This window comes from Collinsella sp. 1033st1_E11_1033SCRN_220408 (assembly GCF_039062465.1).
Lineage (GTDB): Bacteria > Actinomycetota > Coriobacteriia > Coriobacteriales > Atopobiaceae > Parolsenella.
On record NZ_JBCLNF010000003.1, the window covers coordinates 110,290 to 129,620 of the forward strand.

General features: G+C 64.1%; 16 protein-coding genes. 6 read left to right on the forward strand and 10 right to left on the reverse strand.

Annotation, left to right across the window (positions count from 1 at the left end; genetic code table 11):
• The first annotated feature begins 1 nt into the window (after position 1).
• The gene (locus tag ABCN07_RS04115) at positions 2-472 is read left to right on the forward strand and encodes an RrF2 family transcriptional regulator (protein WP_293815805.1); all 471 of its coding nucleotides are present in this window, start codon (positions 2-4) and stop codon (positions 470-472) included.
• A gap of 632 nt (positions 473-1,104) precedes the next feature.
• On the opposite strand, the gene ABCN07_RS04120 is transcribed toward ABCN07_RS04115, so the two are convergent.
• Both ABCN07_RS04120 and ABCN07_RS04125 read right to left on the reverse strand, forming a co-directional pair.
• Complete coding sequence (locus ABCN07_RS04120) at positions 1,105-2,184, reverse strand: NlpC/P60 family protein (protein ID WP_343005494.1); 1,080 nt, start codon at positions 2,182-2,184, stop codon at positions 1,105-1,107.
• 179 nt (positions 2,185-2,363) lie between these two features.
• The gene (locus ABCN07_RS04125; RefSeq protein ID WP_293815842.1) at positions 2,364-2,639 is read right to left on the reverse strand and encodes a YerC/YecD family TrpR-related protein; all 276 of its coding nucleotides are present in this window, start codon (positions 2,637-2,639) and stop codon (positions 2,364-2,366) included.
• Between the two features lie 243 nt (positions 2,640-2,882).
• Here ABCN07_RS04125 and ABCN07_RS04130 point away from each other — a divergent pair, with 243 nt between their 5' ends.
• Positions 2,883-3,239, forward strand: coding sequence for a phage holin family protein (locus ABCN07_RS04130; protein WP_343005495.1), 357 nt, complete (start codon positions 2,883-2,885; stop codon positions 3,237-3,239).
• A 345-nt stretch (positions 3,240-3,584) separates the two neighbouring features.
• Here the strand turns inward: ABCN07_RS04130 and ABCN07_RS04135 are convergent, their stop codons facing one another.
• The 3 genes from ABCN07_RS04135 to ABCN07_RS04145 form a co-directional block, all read right to left on the reverse strand.
• On the reverse strand, positions 3,585-3,857 hold the full coding sequence (locus ABCN07_RS04135) for a metal-sensing transcriptional repressor (RefSeq protein WP_343005496.1): 273 nt from the start codon (positions 3,855-3,857) through the stop codon (positions 3,585-3,587).
• A gap of 125 nt (positions 3,858-3,982) precedes the next feature.
• Positions 3,983-4,204 carry a heavy metal-associated domain-containing protein gene (locus ABCN07_RS04140; RefSeq protein ID WP_343005498.1) on the reverse strand — a complete coding sequence of 74 codons (222 nt, stop codon included), beginning with the start codon at positions 4,202-4,204 and terminating at the stop codon, positions 3,983-3,985.
• A gap of 102 nt (positions 4,205-4,306) precedes the next feature.
• On the reverse strand, positions 4,307-6,622 hold the full coding sequence (locus ABCN07_RS04145) for a heavy metal translocating P-type ATPase (RefSeq protein ID WP_343005499.1): 2,316 nt from the start codon (positions 6,620-6,622) through the stop codon (positions 4,307-4,309).
• A 393-nt stretch (positions 6,623-7,015) separates the two neighbouring features.
• Here ABCN07_RS04145 and ABCN07_RS04150 point away from each other — a divergent pair, with 393 nt between their 5' ends.
• Entirely contained in the window at positions 7,016-7,729 is a 714-nt protein-coding gene (locus ABCN07_RS04150; RefSeq protein WP_343005500.1) for an ABC transporter ATP-binding protein, read from the forward strand.
• Between the two features lie 7 nt (positions 7,730-7,736).
• On the forward strand, positions 7,737-10,391 hold the full coding sequence (locus tag ABCN07_RS04155) for an FtsX-like permease family protein (RefSeq protein WP_343005501.1): 2,655 nt from the start codon (positions 7,737-7,739) through the stop codon (positions 10,389-10,391).
• A 117-nt stretch (positions 10,392-10,508) separates the two neighbouring features.
• Here the strand turns inward: ABCN07_RS04155 and ABCN07_RS04160 are convergent, their stop codons facing one another.
• The 3 genes from ABCN07_RS04160 to ABCN07_RS04170 form a co-directional block, all read right to left on the reverse strand.
• Positions 10,509-11,543: a YeiH family protein gene (locus ABCN07_RS04160; RefSeq protein WP_343005502.1), complete on the reverse strand. Its 1,035-nt coding sequence runs from the start codon at positions 11,541-11,543 to the stop codon at positions 10,509-10,511.
• 178 nt (positions 11,544-11,721) lie between these two features.
• Positions 11,722-13,785 (reverse strand): heavy metal translocating P-type ATPase, encoded by a 2,064-nt coding sequence (locus ABCN07_RS04165; RefSeq protein ID WP_343005503.1) that lies wholly within the window; start codon positions 13,783-13,785, stop codon positions 11,722-11,724.
• Between the two features lie 75 nt (positions 13,786-13,860).
• On the reverse strand, positions 13,861-14,112 hold the full coding sequence (locus ABCN07_RS04170; protein WP_330028348.1) for a DUF6110 family protein: 252 nt from the start codon (positions 14,110-14,112) through the stop codon (positions 13,861-13,863).
• Between the two features lie 486 nt (positions 14,113-14,598).
• Between ABCN07_RS04170 and ABCN07_RS04175 the strand changes: the two genes are divergently transcribed.
• On the forward strand, positions 14,599-15,336 hold the full coding sequence (locus ABCN07_RS04175; RefSeq protein ID WP_343005504.1) for a VUT family protein: 738 nt from the start codon (positions 14,599-14,601) through the stop codon (positions 15,334-15,336).
• Complete coding sequence (locus ABCN07_RS04180; RefSeq protein WP_343005505.1) at positions 15,336-16,034, forward strand: SDR family oxidoreductase; 699 nt, start codon at positions 15,336-15,338, stop codon at positions 16,032-16,034. The genes ABCN07_RS04175 and ABCN07_RS04180 overlap by 1 nt, the downstream gene beginning before the upstream one ends.
• A 13-nt stretch (positions 16,035-16,047) precedes the next feature.
• Here the strand turns inward: ABCN07_RS04180 and ABCN07_RS04185 are convergent, their stop codons facing one another.
• Together ABCN07_RS04185 and ABCN07_RS04190 are read right to left on the reverse strand one after the other, a co-directional pair.
• Positions 16,048-16,935, reverse strand: coding sequence for a DegV family protein (locus tag ABCN07_RS04185; RefSeq protein ID WP_343005507.1), 888 nt, complete (start codon positions 16,933-16,935; stop codon positions 16,048-16,050).
• 459 nt (positions 16,936-17,394) lie between these two features.
• Entirely contained in the window at positions 17,395-18,447 is a 1,053-nt protein-coding gene (locus ABCN07_RS04190) for a 2-keto-3-deoxygluconate permease (RefSeq protein WP_343005508.1), read from the reverse strand.
• Between the last annotated feature and the right edge of the window lie 884 nt (positions 18,448-19,331).

Here is a 19,331-nt window from a genome sequence, read left to right on the forward strand (position 1 = left end):
CATGGCTTCCGGAATCTCCACCAAGGGTCGCTACGCCCTCCGCGTCATGGCAGACCTCGCCGCCGCTCAGGGCGAGGCCGGATGGGTCTCCCTCGGCGACATATCGCGACGCCAGGGCATCTCTCGCAAGTACCTCGAGCAGGTCATGGCGTCGCTGCATAAGGCGAAGTTCGTTGTAAGCCAGCGTGGCAAGGGCGGCGGCTACCGTCTCGCCCGTAAGCCCGAGGATTACACGCTGGGAGAGATCATCCGCGTGGCGGAGGGCAGTTCTCTGGCGCCCGTCTCCTGCCTCGACTGCTCGAACGGCACGATCTGCCCTCGCACCAAGACCTGCCCCACGCTCCCCGTGTGGCAGGAGCTTGGAGCCCTCATCAGCGGATTCCTCGACAGCAAGCACCTGTCTGACATCGTTGACGACACGGACGGCGCCCTCGATGCACTCGAGGCGCTTGGCGCGGGCCTCTGCAAATAGGACTCGGGCGGACGCGGCGTTCGCCCGTGGCGACCTGCACACCCGAACGCCGCCGAGACGACCCAATCCCACAAGAACGGCCAACGGGACCCCACGGGGTCCCGTTTCTTTTACCTGATCGGCTTTTCCCGGTGGCACCCATGATTAGCCTCGTTCAAACATGTATAGGATTCAGCTCACAGCGCATAGGTTCTCGGTCGCAGATTAAGAAGGCCCAAAACCAGACGTCTCTGAGACGCAATTGGCGGGCGTAGGTCTCAAAGGTTGGTCAAAAACACCATCTTGGCGTACGCCTTTCGAATTCCCTGCGATACTCCTGAACGCCCCTTGTTTTTGCCAAGATGCGAAACCGCAGGTAGATTAGTTGCAGCATTTGGCAAATGAGAGCGATTTGTTCAACGAGAATCCAAAGGGCTCCAGAAGCACCCTTCAGAGCACCTTATACACGCGATTCATGACCCCAAACGCCTCCCAGAACCAAAGAGGCGTACGCCAAGATGGGTATTTTGACCACCTCTCCATCAATTGCCTTCGGGCCGGCTTTTGACGCCAAAGACAAGACAAAGGGGCATCGACTTGCGTCGACGCCCCTTGCGGAACACATTTTGCCCCGAGCCCTCGGGTCCAGCTCGCTACAGCGTCTGGTACCAGGGACTACCGTAGACCGAGCGATAGCTCACGCCGACACTGGGGTTGCCGGCGTCGATCATCATGCCACCGCCGATGTAGATGCCCACGTGGCCACCCCAGCAGACGATGTCGCCGGCCTGGGGGTTGGACGTGGTGGTGCCACAAGCACCCTGGGCGTACGAGGTACGCGGCAGCGAGATGCCGGCCTGGGCGTAGCAGTACTGCACGAAGCCAGAACAGTCATAGGCGTTCGGACCAGTGGCACCGTAGACATAGCTGCAGCCGACCTTGCTCCACGCGGCGGAGACGATGGCGTTGCGCTGCGAGGCGGAGAGGCTGCCGCTCGCGGAGCCGGATCCGGAGTTGGAGCCACCGTTGTTGGTGTTGTTATTGCTGTTGTTGTTGCTGTTCTGGTTGCCGGTGTTGGGCACGTAGTTGCCGCCGTTGTTCTCGGCATTGCGCTCGGCATCCCTCTGGGCGGCCTCGGTCGCTGCTGCGGCGGCGGCGCGCTCGGCCTCGAGGGCGTCCTGGACCTGCTGGTCGAGGGAGCTCACATAGTTCTGGGCCTCGGTGACCTTGGCATCGAGCTCGGCCTGCTGGGCCTTGAGGTCATCAAGGAGCTGCTGCTGATCGGTACGCTTCTGGTCGAGATCGGACTGGATGTCCTTGACCTGCTGGATGATCTGGGCGTCGGAGTCGCTCACCTTGCTCGCGTAGGTGATGCGATTGACCATGTCCTCGAAGCTCGTGGAGTCGAACAGGATGGAAACGAGCGAGACGCCGCCGGTCTTGTAGTTGGAGGCGACGCGGCGGGAGAGGGTGTCCTGGGCCTGCGCGAGCTCGGCGGTCTTCTGCTCGATCTCCGCGTTAGTGGCGTCGAGATCCTCCTGGGTCTTGTTGACCTCCTCGCTCACGCGGGAAGCCTCATCATAGAGGCCGCTGAGGTGGGAGTTGGCCTGGTCGAGCTTCGCCTGGAGCTCTGCCGGAGTGTCGGCGAGGGCGATGGTGGGAAGGCCGGTGAGAACGGTCGCGCCGAGGACGAGGCCTGCGGTCGCGCGAGCGATGGTCCGACGGAAATTCAAGGGTGTGTCCCTTCGTAGGCTACATGTCAGGAGGGTTGTCCCGCGGCGCGCGGCGCGTAGAGGCAGGTTGCCCACCTTTCTGCATACCTATGATAGGGTTTCTTATCCCCCATGGCCAAGGCAATGTGGACGGGGGATGGAGCCGCCAGGTCACAGCGCCGCATGCGGCGAACGCCGGGCTACTCCCCCTCGCGGGCGAGAACGGCCCGATAGCCGCCAGCAGGACCATTCAGGCACTTCGAGACGCGGCTGACCGTCGTCGATGAGGCGCCCGTGCGCTGCTGGACGGAGAGGTAGGACTCACCGGAGTCGAGCAACCTCGCGACCTCGAGGCGCTGGGATAGGTCGGCGATTTCCTTCAGGGTGCACAGGTCGAGCAGGAAGGCCTCGACCTCCTCGGGCGTGGAAAGCTCGGCTAAGACCGAGAGGAGCTCCTGGGCGGGCTCCGTCGCCATGATCTCGGTGGCATCCATGTGACATTCCTCCCAACCAAGCCGAAGGGCGCCTTGCGCGGGCCCTCCGTGAACTCCCCAACAGCGCTTCGCACGCTGCGGCTCATCGACTGCCGTCAACTTTATCGCATTAAAGCGTTTAAGGCACTCATGGAGAGACCTTGATATCAAACGTTTTTCAGAACCCGGTCCCAAGGCGGCGCGCGGCGGCCGGGTACACTACCCCCGTCATCCAAGGAGGTACGTATGGACTTCATCGCAACCTGGCTCGTCAGCGCCATTGCCGTGGGCGCGGCCATCTGGCTCACCCCCGGCATCACTGTCGTGGGCGGTGCCTATGCGGGCCCCCTCTTCACAGCGCTGTTCCTCGCCATCGTGAACGCCAGCATCAAGCCGGTGCTCAAGATCATCGGCCTGCCGTTCACCATCCTCAGCCTTGGCCTGTTCGCGCTCGTCATCAACGCGCTCATGCTTGAGCTCGCGAGCTTCCTCTCGCGCAACATCACGCACGCAGGCATCGTCATCGACGGCTTCGGCGCAGCGTTCTTCGGCGCCATCGTCGTTTCCCTCGTCACGATGATCGTCGGCGGCATCGTCAGATAACAACTCCGGCGGGGCGCCAGGCGAGACTCTGACTCGGCCAAGCCCGGCACCCCGGCACCAAGACGAGAAGGGCGTCCCGCATCGAGCGGGGCGCCCTTTCGCTTTTGGACGGTAGATGCCGAGGGACGGGCCCGGGGCGACTGTCAATGCGCGGCGGGCCCGGGGCGGCTATCAATGCGCGGCGGGCCCGGGGCGGCTATCAATGCGCAATGGGCCCGAGGCGCACGCCGGCGCGGCGGGTCCGGGGCGGCTGTCGATGCATGGCGGGCCCGCGGCGGGCGCCGGCGCGGCGGGCACGGAGTGGCAGCGGCCACGACGCTCAGGCTTCCCCGACGGCCGACGCCCCTACCTCGACAGCTTGTCGATGATGTCCTCGACCTCGAGGAGCTTCTCGTCGCGCTCGGCATCGGTGCCACAGTGGCAGGCGCTCCTCACGCATCCTGCGATGTGCGCCTTGAGCACGGTGGCGTTGGTCTTGGCGACCAGGCTCTCGATGGCCATGAGCTGGTTTGAGATGTCGATACAGTAGCGGTCTTCCTCCACCATGCGGATCACCGCGTCGAGCTGGCCTCGCGCGGTCTTGAGGAGGTTCAGGACCGTCTTCTCGTCTGCCACCATGGCAGGCTCCTTTCGTGTGGGGCATGTCAGCGGCGCGGCGGAGGGCAACCTGCGGCCTCACCCGCGCAGCGCCACCGGAGCGGGACGCTTGGCGCACGCATCACGCGGCGGACGCATGCGAGCGGCTAGTCCTCGCTGATCTCGAGCACCTCGTAGGTGTCGCTCGCACCCTCGATCGCGGCCCTCACAGCATCGGCGGTGACGTCATCGGAGCACTCGACCTTGACCACGTTGGTCTCGTGGTCCGCCTCGGCGTCGGTCACGCCAGCGACCTTGAGCAGGGCGCTCTCGACTTTGGCCTCGCAGTGGCCGCACATGATTCCCTTAGTCTTCACGGTGTAGCTCATGTTCGTTCCTCTCTCTCGCTTTAGGAAGTTGACAAAGTTGACAAAGGGACAGTCCCTTTGTCAACTTGAAACCTGAAAAAGGGACTGTCCCTTTTTCAGGTTTTAGTCCCTCGCCTTGAAGCGCGTGAGGCGGAGGGCGTTGGTGACCACGCAGACGCTCGAGAGGCTCATCGCGGCGGCACCGAACATCGGCGAGAGCTGCCAGCCCAGGAGCGGATAGAAGACGCCCGCCGCCAGCGGGATGCCACAAGCGTTATAACAGAGCGCCCAGAAGAGGTCCTGCTTGATGTTGCGGATGACCGCACGCGACAGCTCGATGGCGCGCGCCACGTCGAGCAGGTCCGAGTGCATGAGGACGACGTCTGCGCCCTCCTTGGCGATATCCGCACCAGCACCGATGGCCAGCCCCACGTCGGCGCGAGCGAGCGCCGGGGAGTCGTTGATGCCGTCGCCCACCATGGCGACGATGTGGCCCGCCCCCTGCAGCTCGCGAACGTGACGCTCCTTGTCCGCGGGCAGAACCTCGGCAATGACCTCGTCCTCGCCTAGGCCCACGCCGCGGGCGATGGCGCGCGCCGTCGTGAGGTTGTCACCCGTCAGCATGACGGCACGCACGCCTAGCCCACGCAGCGCCGCGATGGCGTTCGCACTCGAGGGCTTCACCTGGTCCGCCACGGCGATCGTGCCCACGAGCCTGCCGTTCTTGGCGAACATGAGCGGCGTCTTACCCTCGCGGGCGAAGGCCTCGAGACGCGCCTCGTCCACCTCGACGCCGAGCTCGGCCATGAGGCGCGCGTTGCCCGCGGCGACGGCATTCGCGCCCTCGCGGGCCGTCACGCCCTTGCCGGGGACCGCGGCGAAGTCGCTCGCCTCGCGAGGCACGATCCCACGCTCCCCCGCGAGCACCATGACGGCCTCTGCGAGCGGGTGCTCCGACCCCACCTCAAGTGTCGCCGCAAGCTTGAGCAGAGCCTTCTCGGAGACGCCCTCCTCGGGCATGACGTCGGTCACGGCGGGCTTGCCCTGGGTGATCGTACCGGTCTTGTCGAGCACCACCACGTTGACCCCACGCAGAGCCTCGAGGGCCTCGGCGCTCTTAAACAGGATGCCCATCTCCGCGCCGCGGCCGGTACCCACCATGATGGCGACGGGCGTGGCCAGGCCCAGCGCGCACGGACAGCTGATGACAAGCACGGCAACGGCGGAAGTTATGGCCTCGGTCACGCTACCGCTCAGCGCAAGCCAGACGACGAACGTCACGACGGCGATGCCGATAACCGCGGGCACGAACACGCCCGCGACCTTGTCCGCGAGGCGGGCGATGGGCGGCTTGGTGGCGTTCGCGTCCTCCACGAGCTGCACGATCTTGGCGAGGCTCGTGTCCGCGCCCACGCGCGTGGCACGGAACGTGAACGTGCCCGTGCGGTTGATGGTCGCCGCGCTCACTGCGTCGCCCGCACGCTTCTCGACGGGAATCGACTCGCCGGTGAGGGCGCTCTCGTCAACCGCGCTCGCGCCGTCAACCACAACGCCGTCGACGGGGAGCGACTCGCCGGGACGCACGCGGATAACGTCGCCGGGCTGCAGCGCCTCAGCGGCGACCTCGCGCTCCGTGCCATCCGCATCGACCACGTGCGCCGTCTTGGGGGCGAGGTCGATGAGCTTCTCGAGGGCGCCGCCGGTCTTGGCCTTGCTGCGCGTCTCGAGGTACTTGCCCACGGTCACGAGGGTGAGGATCGTGCCGGCGCTCTCGAGGTAGAGGTTGTCCATCGCCGTCATCATCGCAGCGTGGACGTCCGCTGCGGCGAGTTGGTCCGCCATGACGAACATCGCGTAAAGGCTCCAGCAGATGCTAGCCGTGGCGCCAATGGCGATGAGGGCGTCCATCGTGGGGGCGCGGTGCCAGAGGCTCTTGAAGCCGTTGGTGAAGTAGGCGCGATTCTCGAAGACGATGGGGATGAGCAGGAGGAGCTCCGTCAGGGCGAGCGTCATGGAGTGCGTGTGGTCTGCGAAGATTGCCGGCACGGGCCAGCCGAGCATGTGTCCCATCCCCAGGTAGAAGAGCGGGACGAGGAACACGATCGAGACGACGAGTCGACACTTCATGGCGTCCGCCGTGGCCTCGAGCTTCGCCGTGGGGCTCTTGAGGGCAGCACGCGACGCGGGCGTGGCTGCACCAGCTCCGGACGGTGCGCTCGCCCCCGCATCCTCCGACGCAGCGCTATATCCCGCGCGGTCGACGGCGCGGCAGATGTCCTCCGCCGAGACCGAGCCCTCGTCATAGTCGACGATCATCGAACCGGAGAGCAGGTTCACCGTGACCTCGCTCACGCCGGTGACTCCGCGGACAGCCTTATCCACATGGACCTGGCATGCCGCGCAGGTCATGCCTCCCACCTCGAACTTCTCGTGTTTCATACGTACCCCTTACGTATGTGGCGGCGACCGGATCGCCGCTCCCGCACCGTGGTTGACAAAGGGACTGTCCCTTTGTCAACTTTTCCGCCGTAGGTGACAAAGGGACTGTCCCTTTGTCACCTTTGTCACCTGTGTGCCACGGTTAACTTGGCGCTAGTATACCCCTCCCCCAGGGGGGGTAGGGCATACATTTCGTTTATTCTTCGTCCTTCCCTCGATTCTCAGGCCCTTTCGTCGGTCCCAACAGACAGAAATACCTGCTCATAACTCAAAATTAACCAAAGCCAACTATTCGCGCATGTTATTGTTAGCTCGACATAACTTCACCATGGCTAACTCTGCCCTCGCAACTGACCGCTCCGTTAGCCTCGCGCGCAACGATTGGAGCGTCCCATGAAGGGCAACACCCCCTACCTCGTCGTCAATGGGCTCAAGAAGCACTACGGCGACGGCGAGGCCCGCGTCCAAGTCCTTGATGGCATCACCACGACCGTCAATAAGGGCGAGATTTGCGTCATGCTCGGCCCCTCCGGCTCGGGCAAGTCGACCTTCCTGAACCTTATCGGCGGCCTCGAAGACGCAGACGGCGGCAGCATCGCCGTCGATGGATGCGACCTCACAACCCTCTCGAGCAAGGACCTCGGCGAGTACCGCCGTCGCGAGCTGGGCTTCGTCTTCCAGTTCTATAACCTCGTGCCTGACCTCACGATCAGGGAGAACATTGAGGTCACCGCGCACCTCTCCAAGAACCCGCTGCCCATGGAGGACCTTCTGCGCTCGCTCGGCCTCTGGGAACATCGCAACAAGTTCCCGCGCCAGGTTTCCGGTGGCCAGCAGCAGCGCTGCGCCATCGGTCGCGCCCTCGTCAAGAATCCGGGCCTCATCCTTTGCGACGAGCCCACGGGCGCGCTCGATTACAAGACCTCCAAGGAGGTCCTCGAGCTCATGGAGCGCGTGAACCGCGAGTACGGCTGCACCCTCGTGATCGTGACGCACAACGCCGCCATCGCCAAGATGGCAGACCGCGTGCTGCGCCTTCGCGACGGCCGCCTGGCCTCAGACGAGGTCAACGCCTCCCCCGTGTCCGCCTCCGAGCTCGATTGGTAGGCGCGCGATGACTCCCCTGGCAAGGCGGCTCCCCCGCGAGCTTCGCAACAACCTCGGCAAGTACCTCGGCATCTTCCTCCTCATGACGGGCTCGATCGCCCTCACGTCGGGCTTTTTGCTCGCGGCTCACTCCATCGGGTGCATCATCGACGGCATGCGCGACGAATACGCCATCGAGGACGGCCGCGTGACGACCTCATTCGAGGCGACGAGCGCGCAGCTCGAGGCGGCAGACGCCGCCGCCGAAGACGTCGGCGGCGTCACGTTCTACAAGGATTTCTCCATCGACGCGACTTTCCGCAAGACCTCGGACGACGACGGCACCAAGCGAACGCTCCGCACCTACGTGCACCGCACCGAGGTCAACCTCGCATCCTATTGCGAGGGCACGGAACCCCAGGCAGACGACGAGGTCGCCATCGACCGCGTCTTCGCCGCGAACAACGAACTCGCCGTGGGCGATACGGTCGACCTCTGCGGCCGCACCTACACCATCTCGGGCATCATGACCCAGCCCGATAGCCAGGCGCTCTTCCTCAACAACTCGGACTTCACGATCAACACCATCACCTATGGCGTTGCCGAGGTCACTGACGCCGGCTTCGCCGCACTCGAGGACTCAGGCGGGGCGCCAACCCACACGTACTCCTTCACCTTCAACGATCGCGACCTCTCCGTCGCAGACCGCACCGATGCCGAGGAGGACATGGTCGACGCCCTCACGGACGCCGACGCGCGCGTGGATGACCTCATCGACGCGGATTCCAACCAGGGTATCGGCTATGCGCGCGACGACGTGGACGGCGACTCCATGATGTGGACGACGCTCCTCGACATCATCATCGTGATCATGGCCTTCGTCTTCGTGGTCCTCACCGACGCCACCATCGAGGAGGAGAACGCCATCATCGGGACGCTCCTCGTCAGCGGTTATCGCAAGCGCGAGATCGTGCTGCACTACCTGGCACTCCCCGCCGTGGTAGGCATCCTCGCCTCGCTTCTGGGCTGCGCGCTCGGCGTGACCGTCTTCACCGAGCCCATGCGCAACCTCTACTACGGCTCCTACAGCCTGCCGCCCTTCCACGTCTACTGGAGCTGGGAGATCTTCGTCAAGTGCGCCGTGGTCCCCGCCGCCGCGCTCATCCTCATCACCCTCGTGGGCCTCCTCCGAAAGATAGGGAAGACGCCCTTGCAGTTCCTCCGCCACGAGGCAAGCGGCAAGACCGGCACCAAGCGCGGCCTGCAACTGCCGGAGCGCATGGGCTTTGTCTCGCGCTTCCGCCTGCGCGTGTTCCTGCGCAACCTCGGCAACTTCGCCACGCTCTTCGTGGGCGTCGCATTCGCGTCGCTGCTTCTGCTCTTTGGCCTGGCGATCCTCCCCACGATGACGCACTACGCGGACAACCTCGAGACGAGTCTCGTGGCCGCGCACCAGTACACGCTCAAGGCCCCGCTCGAGCTCGAAGGCACCGACGAGGAGCGCGAGCAGTGGGCGGCACTCGACCGCCTGCAGTCCGTCGACGGCGCGCTCCTCACCGCCGCCGAGGATGCGGAGGACGAGCTCGACGATGCGGCGGACGCGGCCCAGGAGGCAGCCAACGCCGCCATGGCGTCGCCCAGTGCCGCGAGCGTGCAGGCAGCCAGCGACGCGCTCGAGGAGGCGCAGAACAAGAAGGATGCCCTCTACGCGCGCCTCGACGACATCGCGGACTCCCTCGGCTGCGACCGCGACGAGGTGATCGACCTCATCGACGACGCCTCCGGCATCGACACCGACAACATCCACCCCGTCAACACCACGGACAATGGCGCCGAGAAGATCGCCCAGGCCGAGAAGTACGCCGTCTACCAGCTGCAATATGACCGCGGCGAGGGCAATGGCATAGAGACCGTAACCGTCTATGGCGTCTCCCCGGACTCTCGCTACTGGAAGGACCTGGGCGTTGGCAACGAACGCGTCGTGTTCGGCGGGGGCCTCGTCGACAAGTTTGGCTGGAAGGATGGCCAGCAGGTCAGCCTCACCGACAAGTTCGAGGGAAAGGACTACGCATTCGACTACGACGGCAACTCGTGGGGCTCCAAGTCTGACATGAACGCCTACATGAGCATCGGCGACTTCAACAGCCTCTTTGGCAATGATCCCTCGTACTTCAACGGCTATGCAAGCGACGAGGAGCTCGACATCGACTCGCGCTACTTCGCCGGCGACACCACGCCCGACGATATGCGCGCCGTGGGAGACCAGTTCATCGGCATGATGAGCGACCTGATCGGCATGATGGTCGGCCTCTCCGTCTTCATCTTCCTCCTCTTCATGTACCTGCTGACCAAGGCCGTGATCGACCGGAGCGCGCGCCCCATCAGCTACATGAAGGTCTTCGGCTATCGAGACGGCGAAATCTCTCACCTCTACATCCGCTCGATCACGCTGTGCGTCATTGCGGCGCTGCTGCTGTCTCAGCCCGTGATCATCGGCTCGCTCACCGCGATCTTCCGCTCGATGCTCCTCGCCTACAACGGCAACATCGAGATCTACGTGCCATGGTGGTCCATCGCGGCGTGCGTGGGAATCGGGTTCGCGACCTACCTCGTCGTGGCACTCCTGCACACACGCTCCATCAAGCGCGTGAGCCTCTCCGAGGCGCTGAAGGTCCAGGAATAGGGACCCGACCGCACGCGGGGGCACGAACCGAAGGAAGGGTGCCCCGCATTTAGTCGCGCGAAGCGCATAGCGAGCTAAACCAGAACGCGCCGCCACAAACGTGACGGCGCGTCTTTCTTACCAGATGCCGATAACGTGCTGCATACCCAAGCTCACACAGGCGATGGCGACCCAGCAGCAGGCCCCCAGCGCGATGGGCTTGCCGCCCGTTCGCACGAGCTTGACGATGTCGGTGTTGAGGCCGATTGCGCTCATGGCCATCACGATGAGGAACTTCGAGAGCGTCTTCAGCGGCGCGGTGACGGCCGCGGGCAGGGCAAACACGGTGGTTGCGAGGCTCGCGAGCACGAAGAGCCCCACGAACGTCGGGAAGGCGCGGCGCAGGCTGAAGGTGCTCTTGCCCTCCCCTCCCGCGCGACGGTCGACGCGCATCTGCCACACGGCGAGTGCGAGCGTGATCGGGATGATGGCGAGGGTCCTCGTGAGCTTGACGATGGTGGCGGCGTCAAGCGTGTTGGCGCCCGGGTGCATGCCGTCCCACGCGGCCGCGGCAGCCGTCACCGAGGAGGTGTCGTTGACGGCGGTACCCGCAAAGAGACCAAAGCCCTCGTTGGTGAGACCCAGCATGCCGCCGAGGGTGGGGAAGACGAGCGCGGCAATCACGTTGAAGAGGAAGATCACGGAGATGGCCTGGGCAACGTCCTCGTCGTCCGCGCGAATCACAGGCGCGGTCGCCGCGATGGCGGAGCCGCCGCAAATGGAGGAGCCCACACCGATGAGCGTGGCGATCTTTCCGGGCACGTGCATGGCGCGGCACATCACGAAGGAGACAACGAGGGACGTGGAGATGGTGGAGACGATCACCGGCAGGCTCGTGGCCCCCACCTTCGCAACCTGCGCGAGGTTAAGCCCGAACCCCAGGAAGACGACCGCAACCTGAAGGACGTACTTTGACGTGAACTTGATGCCCGGTTGCAACGCCGAGACATCGCGACCACGCAGCACCTGCGCCAGGAGCATGCCAAACAGAATGCCAAAGACCGGCCCTCCGACCACATCTGCATGCTGGCCGCAAATCCAGGCGACCACGGCGATTGCCAGACAAAGCAGGAGGCCCCGGACCTTCTCGGCGAGGTTGGGAGATTCAGTCATTCATTGCCTTTCGTACGATGGCCCGTCAAACAAAGAAGCCCATTTTATCCCCGCGAGCGCTTATCGAAGGTCGCGAGAACAGGATGGGCGGCATGGACGCAAGGCCACTGGCGAGCGGCCAGACGAGGAGAAAAAACGCCCGCGCTTGCGCGTCGGCACAAGCGCGGGCGGCATGCGACTACGAAGCCGATGGCAGGTAGGCTTTCGCGTTGCCGAGGCTATACGTCGACGGCAGGTAGGCCTTCGCGTTGCCGAGGCTGTATGCGATCGTCGAGCCGTTGTGTAGCAGCGACGACGTCTGGGGCGTGATGAAGCCCGCGATACCAAGCGCCAGAAGCGCCGAGTTGGTGAGCATCACCTTCGAGTAGGAGCTCGTCAGGCGGTCAATGAGGCCCTGGCTCATCCTGCGCAGGCGCACGATCGCGGCGAGGTCCGTGTCCGCCAGGATGATGTCAGCGACCTCCTTGGCGATGTCGCTCCCACCGCCCATCGCAAGGCCCACGTCTGCCAGGCCAAGCGCCGGAGAGTCGTTGACACCATCGCCCACCATGGCGACGTGACGGCCCTCGCGCTTGACACGCTCAACGTAGGCGTACTTGTCCTCGGGCAGAAGCTCCGCAGCGTACTCGTCGACACCGGCCTCGCGAGCGATGCGCCTGGCCGTGCGCTCGGAGTCTCCCGTGAGCATCACGACGTGCTTGACGCCAAGCGCGTGCAGCTCGGCAATGGCCTCCTTGACGCCGGCCTTGAGCGGGTCCTCGATGCCAAGCACTCCCACGACCTCGCCGTCTACGGCAAGGTACAGAGGAGAGAAGCCCTGCATCTCAGACTCGACCCTCTCCCGCTCCTCAGAATCCATGAGGACGTGCTCGTCCTCGAACACGAAGTGCGCCGAGCCGATCACCGCTCGCCTTCCCTCGATCGAGGAGGCGATGCCGTGCGCGACGATGTACTCGACCGCCGCATGGCGCTCGCGATGCTCGAGGCCGCGCGCCTTGGCGGCGTTGACGACGGCGCGCGCCACCGGGTGCGGGAAGTGCTCCTCCAGGCAGGCGGAGAAGCGCAAGACGTCGTCCTCGCTCCAGCCGTCGGTCGCGAACACGCGAGCGAGCCTAGGCTGTGCCTCGGTGAGCGTGCCGGTCTTGTCGAACACGATGGTGTCCGCCTTGGCGAACGACTCGAAGTACTTGGCGCCCTTGACCATGACGCCCATCTTGGCCGCGTCGCTCATGGCCGTCATGACGGCAACGGAACCCGTGAGCTTGAGAGCGCATGAATAGTCGACCATGAGCGCGGCAGAGGTCTTGACGATGCTGCGCGTCGTGAGGGCGACAAGGCCCGCAAGCAGGAAGTTCCAGGGAACGATCTTGTTCGCCAGCTCCTCCATGTGCGACTGCCCCTCGGACTTGAGGGAGTCCGCCGTCTGGACGAGCGAGACGATCGAGCGAAGCTTGGTCTGGGCCGTGTTGGCGCGCACGCGCACGAGGATACTGCCATCCTCCACGACGGTGCCGGCAAACACGTCATCGCCCACGGAGCGCTCGACGGCAAGCGGCTCGCCGGTGAGCGTCGCCTGGTTGACCATGGCGCTCCCCCGCTCGACCACGCCATCGATGGAGATGGACATGCCGGTACGAACGGCCACGAGGTCACCGGGCTCAAGCTCCGTCGCGGGAACGCTCACCTCGGTGTCGTCCACGACCTTCTGCGCCTTGTCAGGCACGTCAAGCAGGGAGTTGATGAGCTCGTTTTCGCTCATGGCGCGCGTGTAGTCCTCGAGCAGCTCACCGACGTTCAGCAGGAACATCGTCTGTCCCGCCGTGTTGACGTCGCGCTTCACGAACGAGATGCCAATGGCGGAGGCGTCGAGCACGGGCACCGTCAGGCGAGGCTTCGCTAGCTCGTGAAGGGCGGCGCGCAGGAAGGCCATATAGCCCGCAACGACGAACACGGCTCGCAGCGGAGTCGGCAGGAACCACCGGCGCGCATAATGGGCGCCAACGAGCGTCGCCAGGTCCATGACGAGCTTGTGCTTGCGCGGCTCGAGCTGAATCGCGTAACCGGACTTCGCCTCGGCGACCGACTGCGCGTCGATCGCGCGAAGGCCGCCGAGCACGTCCGCGCGGCGAGGGGCGTCATACTCGATCGCCATCTGCCCGATACGGCCATATACCCGGACTTTCGTGACGCCCTTGATATCCGTGCTCAGCTTTATGAGAGCATCGAGGTCCCCCTCTGGCACAGGACCCGCCAACTGTAGGCGGGTCCTGCCGGGGATCTCGCTAATAACCGAGAATCTCATAGTTGTGTCAGCGCGCTACTCGGCGGCCTCGTCCGTAGCGGCGACGGGCTCGCTCGCGGTGATGTACGACGCCTTGGCGACCATGTCGTCGACCTCAGCCTTCGCCTGCTCGACCATATCCTGGTAGTCGCTCTTGATGCGCATGCCACACGCGATGCCCTGCACGCACGCGTTCTTGACCGGCTCGCTCTTGAGCAGCTTGATGCCGGCCGTGCCAAGCAGGAAGCCGCCGCCGACGAGCAGGGTGTTATACGTGGACTTCTTCATGTTGCCTCTCCTTTTTCGCACATCTTTGAGATGAGACGCCCCGAGCCCAGGTAGATAAGTAAGCCTAGGCACACTTGCAACTAGCAAGTTTAGTTCGCCTAACTTTAAGAGACAACCCTGGGTAACTATTTGGAAATCTATAGGAGGGCCGGCACGTTCTCGCATTCGTCGGGTCCCGCGTTCCGGTGCGACTCACACCACACGACCCGCGCCTCCACGGCCAACGGCCCACAGCCCACGGCCCGCGCCCCGCGGTCGCACACCCGCAAGGCCATGCCGCCAGCGCGTCTCGCCATGCAGCCGGCGCGCGCAAAGCGCCTGCGACAACCATCTCGCAGGTGCATCGTCGGCGCGTCTCGCCATGCCCGGCGCGCGACCGCCACGCGCTTTTGCTACCATGTCCTGCGGCGGATTCGCCGCCCGCGCTGTTCTACTCCGATATCCAGCGCGTTAGAAACTAAAACCAAAGGAAAGAGAGACAATCGCATGATCAAGAACGTCCTGGAGGACTACAAGCTCCTCCTGCGCAGCATCCCTGCGTCCACCGTCACCTGCTTCGTCGTGAGCGTCATCCTGATGAACCTCCTCGCAAACAAGGAGCTCATCAGCCTTCCGTTCCTCGCGCTCGACTGTGGCTTCACCCTCTCGTGGGTGTCCTTCCTCTGCATGGACATGATCTGCAAGCGCTTCGGGCCCAAGGCCTCCGTCAAGGTGTCGCTTCTCGCCTTGGGCATCAACCTCGCCGTGAGCGCCCTGTTCTGGCTCATCAGCCTCGCGCCCGGTATGTGGGGCGCCTACTATGACACCGGCTCTCTCGAGGTCAACGCCGCGCTCAACGCCACCATCGGCGGCTCGTGGTACGTCGTCCTCGGCAGCTCCCTCGCGATGCTGTGCTCGTCGTTCGTGAACTCGCACCTCAACCAGTTCATCGGCCACCTCACCGACAACGGCAGCTTCGCCACGTTCGCCCTTCGCAGCTACGTGAGCACGGGTGTCGGCCAGCTCGTTGACAACCTCGTGTTCGCCATCGTGGTCTCGCACGTCTTCTTTGGCTGGACGTGGCTGCAGGTCATCACCTGCTCCATCACCGGCGCCCTCGCCGAGCTCGCCTGCGAGATCCTCCTCTCCCCCGTTGGCTTCAAGGTCGCCGCGGGCTGGGAGCGCGAGGGCGTGGGCGCCGAGTACGTTCAGACCCACGCCGCAGAGCGAGAGGCAAGGGCCTAATGGACACCCTCATCACTGGCACCGCATCCGGCATCGGCCGCGCCACGGCAGCGCTCTTCCTCGAGCGCGGCCACCGCGTCTGGGGTCTCGACGTAGCCGAGCCCACGCTCGAGCACGAGAACTACCAGCACTTCATTTGCGACGTCAGTGATACGGCGAGTCTTCCTGATGGCCTCGAGCCGGAGGTTGTGATCAGCAACGCCGGCGTCCAGGGCACAGAGGACGACATCGCCGTGAACCTCCACGGCACCATCAACGTGGTCGAGAAGTACGCCTTTGCAGGTGACGCCACGGGCGGCCGCCGCGAGCTGGGCCTCGCGCCCGCGCCGCGCATCCGCTCCGTCGTCTGCGTGGGCTCGGCCAGCGGCCACACCGGCTCGGAGTTTCCCAGGTACGCGGCCTCTAAGGGCGGCGTCATCGCCTACACGAAGAACGTCGCTGGGCGCCTGGCGCCCCAGGCCATCTGCAACAGCGTTGACCCGGGCGGCGTCCTCACCGAGCTCAACCTCCCCGTCATGGAGGACGAGCGCCTCTGGGGCCGCATCATGGACCTCACGCCGCTCCGTCGCTGGGCCACGCCCGAGGAGATCGCCGAGTGGATCTACTTCGTCGCGGTCACGAACCGCTTCATGACGGGGCAGAACCTGCTCATCGACGGCGGCGAGGCCGGACGCACCGAGTTCGTCTGGCCTGACTAGCGACGGCGCGGCCCTACTCCCCGCGCTCGTCTCCCATGAAGAAGAGCGCGACGGTGCCGGGACCCGTGTGCGAGCCGATGACCGTGCCGATGTTGTTGATCACGACCTTACCCGCGAGCGCCGGGAACTTGGCCTCGACCATGTCGCGGACGGCCTCGGCGTCCTCGCGGCACGCGCTCATCGAGAGCGAGCACTTGCCGGCGTAGTCATGCCCATACTGGGCATGCTCCTCCATGCGGGCGACCATGTCCTTCTCGGCCTTGGCCTTGGTGCGGATCTTGTCGCGCGGGATGAGCTTGCCCTCATTGTTCATGTTCAGAACGGGGCAGATCTTGAGTGCGGTGCCCACGAAGCCGCTCACGCGGGAGACGCGGCCGCCGCGGACGTAGCTAGAAAGATCAGTCGAGAAGAACCAGTGGTGGACGTGCAGGCGGTTCTCCATCGCCCACTCGAAGGCCTCGTCGAGCGTGACGCCCTCGTCGCGCTTATCGGCGAGATAGTCCACGAGCATGCCATAGCCCGAGCTCGCACCCAGGGAGTCAACCACGAGGACGCGACGGCCGGGGTGCGCCTCCATGACCTGCGTCGCAGCAAGGCAAGCACTACCGTAAGCGCCGGAAAGGCCACTCGAGAGGGATACGTGCAGGACGTCCGAACCCGCCGCCACGATGGGCTCCCACAGCTCGACGAACTCGCCCACGCTCACCTGCGAGGTGGTAGGGGTGGCGCCGGCCTTGATGGCAGCGTAGAAGTCTTCCGGGGAGACGGACTGGTAGAGGTCGTCGAGGTGGTCGACGCCGTTCTCGTCCCAATGGAAGCAGGCGTAGGGAATCTCGCGGGAATCGAAGAAACTCTTATCCCTATCCGCGGTGGAGCAGCAGGTAAGCGTGAAGTTTGCCATGGTGGTACCTCGATATCGGCTCGGCATGTCGACGGAGCGGCGAGCGTCAAAGCCTCGCCGTTCTGTCGAGCGTTTTACCCGCATTGTACCGCGGGGCCGAATCCGGCGAGCATGGAGCGGGGCTCGCGGCCCGACGCCGCAAGCCCGCGCAAGAAAAGTACGTGCCCATGCGACAAAAGCATGACGTCCGTGCAACAAAATAACGGCACCCGTGCAACAAAATTGAGATTCTGCGGCTCGATTTCGCCTCATGGCCTTGTTCGAGCAAATCCCAACAGGGGTTTTATCTGCCACCGTTCGAATGCCATTTCACGGAAATGGACTCGGACGGCATTTTTCAGCCGCAGAATCTCAAATTCGTTGCACGCGAGGCTCGGCTAGCTTCAGACGATGCTAGCAACACACGCATTTCGCGGCCTTCGCAACACGCGAAAGCGCGTTTCAATTAGCAGCTGGCTACTACTCGCCGTCGACGTCGCGCGCGACGGCTTCCTCGAGTGCCTCGACACCCGCGGCGGAGAGGTCCTCCCCGCCCTGGCAGAACTTATTGTCGACCCAACCGGTGAGGATCGGCGCGAGGATTGCCGTGATGATGACAGCCGTCGCGATCTGGGCGTAGGCCGTCGGCGCGAGCTCGGCGTAACGCGACGCGACCTCGGCGAGGGCGACCGGCGTCGTCATCGCGGTACCGGCGACCGTGGAGCACGCGATGGCAGCCTTGCCGTTGCCGCCGCAGAGGCGCTCGAACGCGAACGTCGCCGGGCCAACGATGAACAGCGTGATGAGGCCGAGAAGGACGCCCGAGATGCCGCCGGAGATAAAGCTGGACAGACTCATGGATACGCCAAGCTGGAAGCCCAGGAACGCGATGGCGGGATTCGTGCCCGGTACCAGCAGGTTTTTGACGAATGGGAACAGGTTGCCGAGGACCATGCCGATTACGAGCGGCAGAACGGAGCCCACGATGGTGCCCACGGGGATGTTCGCCAGGCCGGAGACGCCGAGGATGATCATCGTAATCGCGGGGCCGGCGGTAAAGAACAGGATGCCCACGGCGCCGCGCTCGGACTCGTCGCCGAACTCGCCCATGATGCCGGTGTACAGCGCCATGTTGCAGAACGAGATGCCGCCGATGACGGAGACCGAGGACAGGCCAAGGAAGTTATCGTTGAAGAAGTAGGCGACGCCCAGGCCGAGGGCGGCGGCGAGCACGAGCTTCGGGATGAGAATCACGATGCCAGTCTTGATGGCGCCCGGAGTCGACCTGAACGAGATGCCGGCGCCGACGAACAACAGAATCGCGGCGACGACGGCGTTCGATCCGCCGCGCGTAGCGGCCGTGAAGAAGCCGCCAATCTCGAAGACCTGCGGGCAGAACGTGTTAAGGAGGAGGCCGACGATCATCGGATAGATCATGATGTCGCCCGGAAGGCGCGGCACCTTGAACTTGGGCCCGGACGCCTCGGCGGTGGCCGCTGCGGTCATCTCCTTGTCATCACCTGGCTGTGCCATTAGGTCCCCCTATCTGCCGTTTTTAGGTTTGGAAATACTAACAAACGCAGATAAGGGTTCCCGAGATGTTCTCATGCTTGTAACGAATGGGGTGCGGGGCAGCGCCCCCCACCCCATTCGCGGGCCCGCGGCCCGCGATGCTTCCCTTCCCGCAAAATCATTTCAGGCGCAAGACGGATCGACCAACACCCTCGTTTTACTTAGATTCATTGCGGGGTTTGCAAAAGCCTGCGCAAGTCTCGCGACTCGGTCAGCCGTCCGTGGCGCCAAATAGGCTCGCAGCAGCCCGCCCGCAGTGCCAAATAGGCTCGCAGCCCCCTTCGAGCGCGCCACCATCCTACATTTGCTTGCGATAAGGCAATCCGGAGTATCCGTTAATAGTAATTTCGCGAGTGGTGGTCAAAAACACCTGCGCGGCGGACAGTTTAGGGGCCCGAATAGCCCAAAATGACTCCTTTCGCGGGTTTCGATGGTGTTGTCGCGAACACAGCCGAGTAGCGCTAAAACACAACAACGAAGCTACCTGCGTGTTTGCAAATTGACAATTGCTCCAGCTTCCAAGCCAGAGCTCCAAACCCCTCGAAAGTGTCCGCCGCGATGAGCTTTTTGACCACTCACGGCAGAATTAGGTTTCGAGACGCGCTCGCGCCGCCGTCACGAGGCCCGTTTCGTCTGTGCTCCGGACGAAACGGGCCCTCCAACAAGTCAACCTCATCTCATGAGCAAGAAGCACCCCTGAACTTTAGATCTCCAGGTCACGCCCAGGAACGTCTCCCCCTTTCCGGTGGTCAAAAACACCATCTTGGCGTACGCCTCACCATCCAAAACGGCCGATTTGAGGAATGTCTGCACCATCTTGAAGGATCCGAAGGATCGACTCCTTT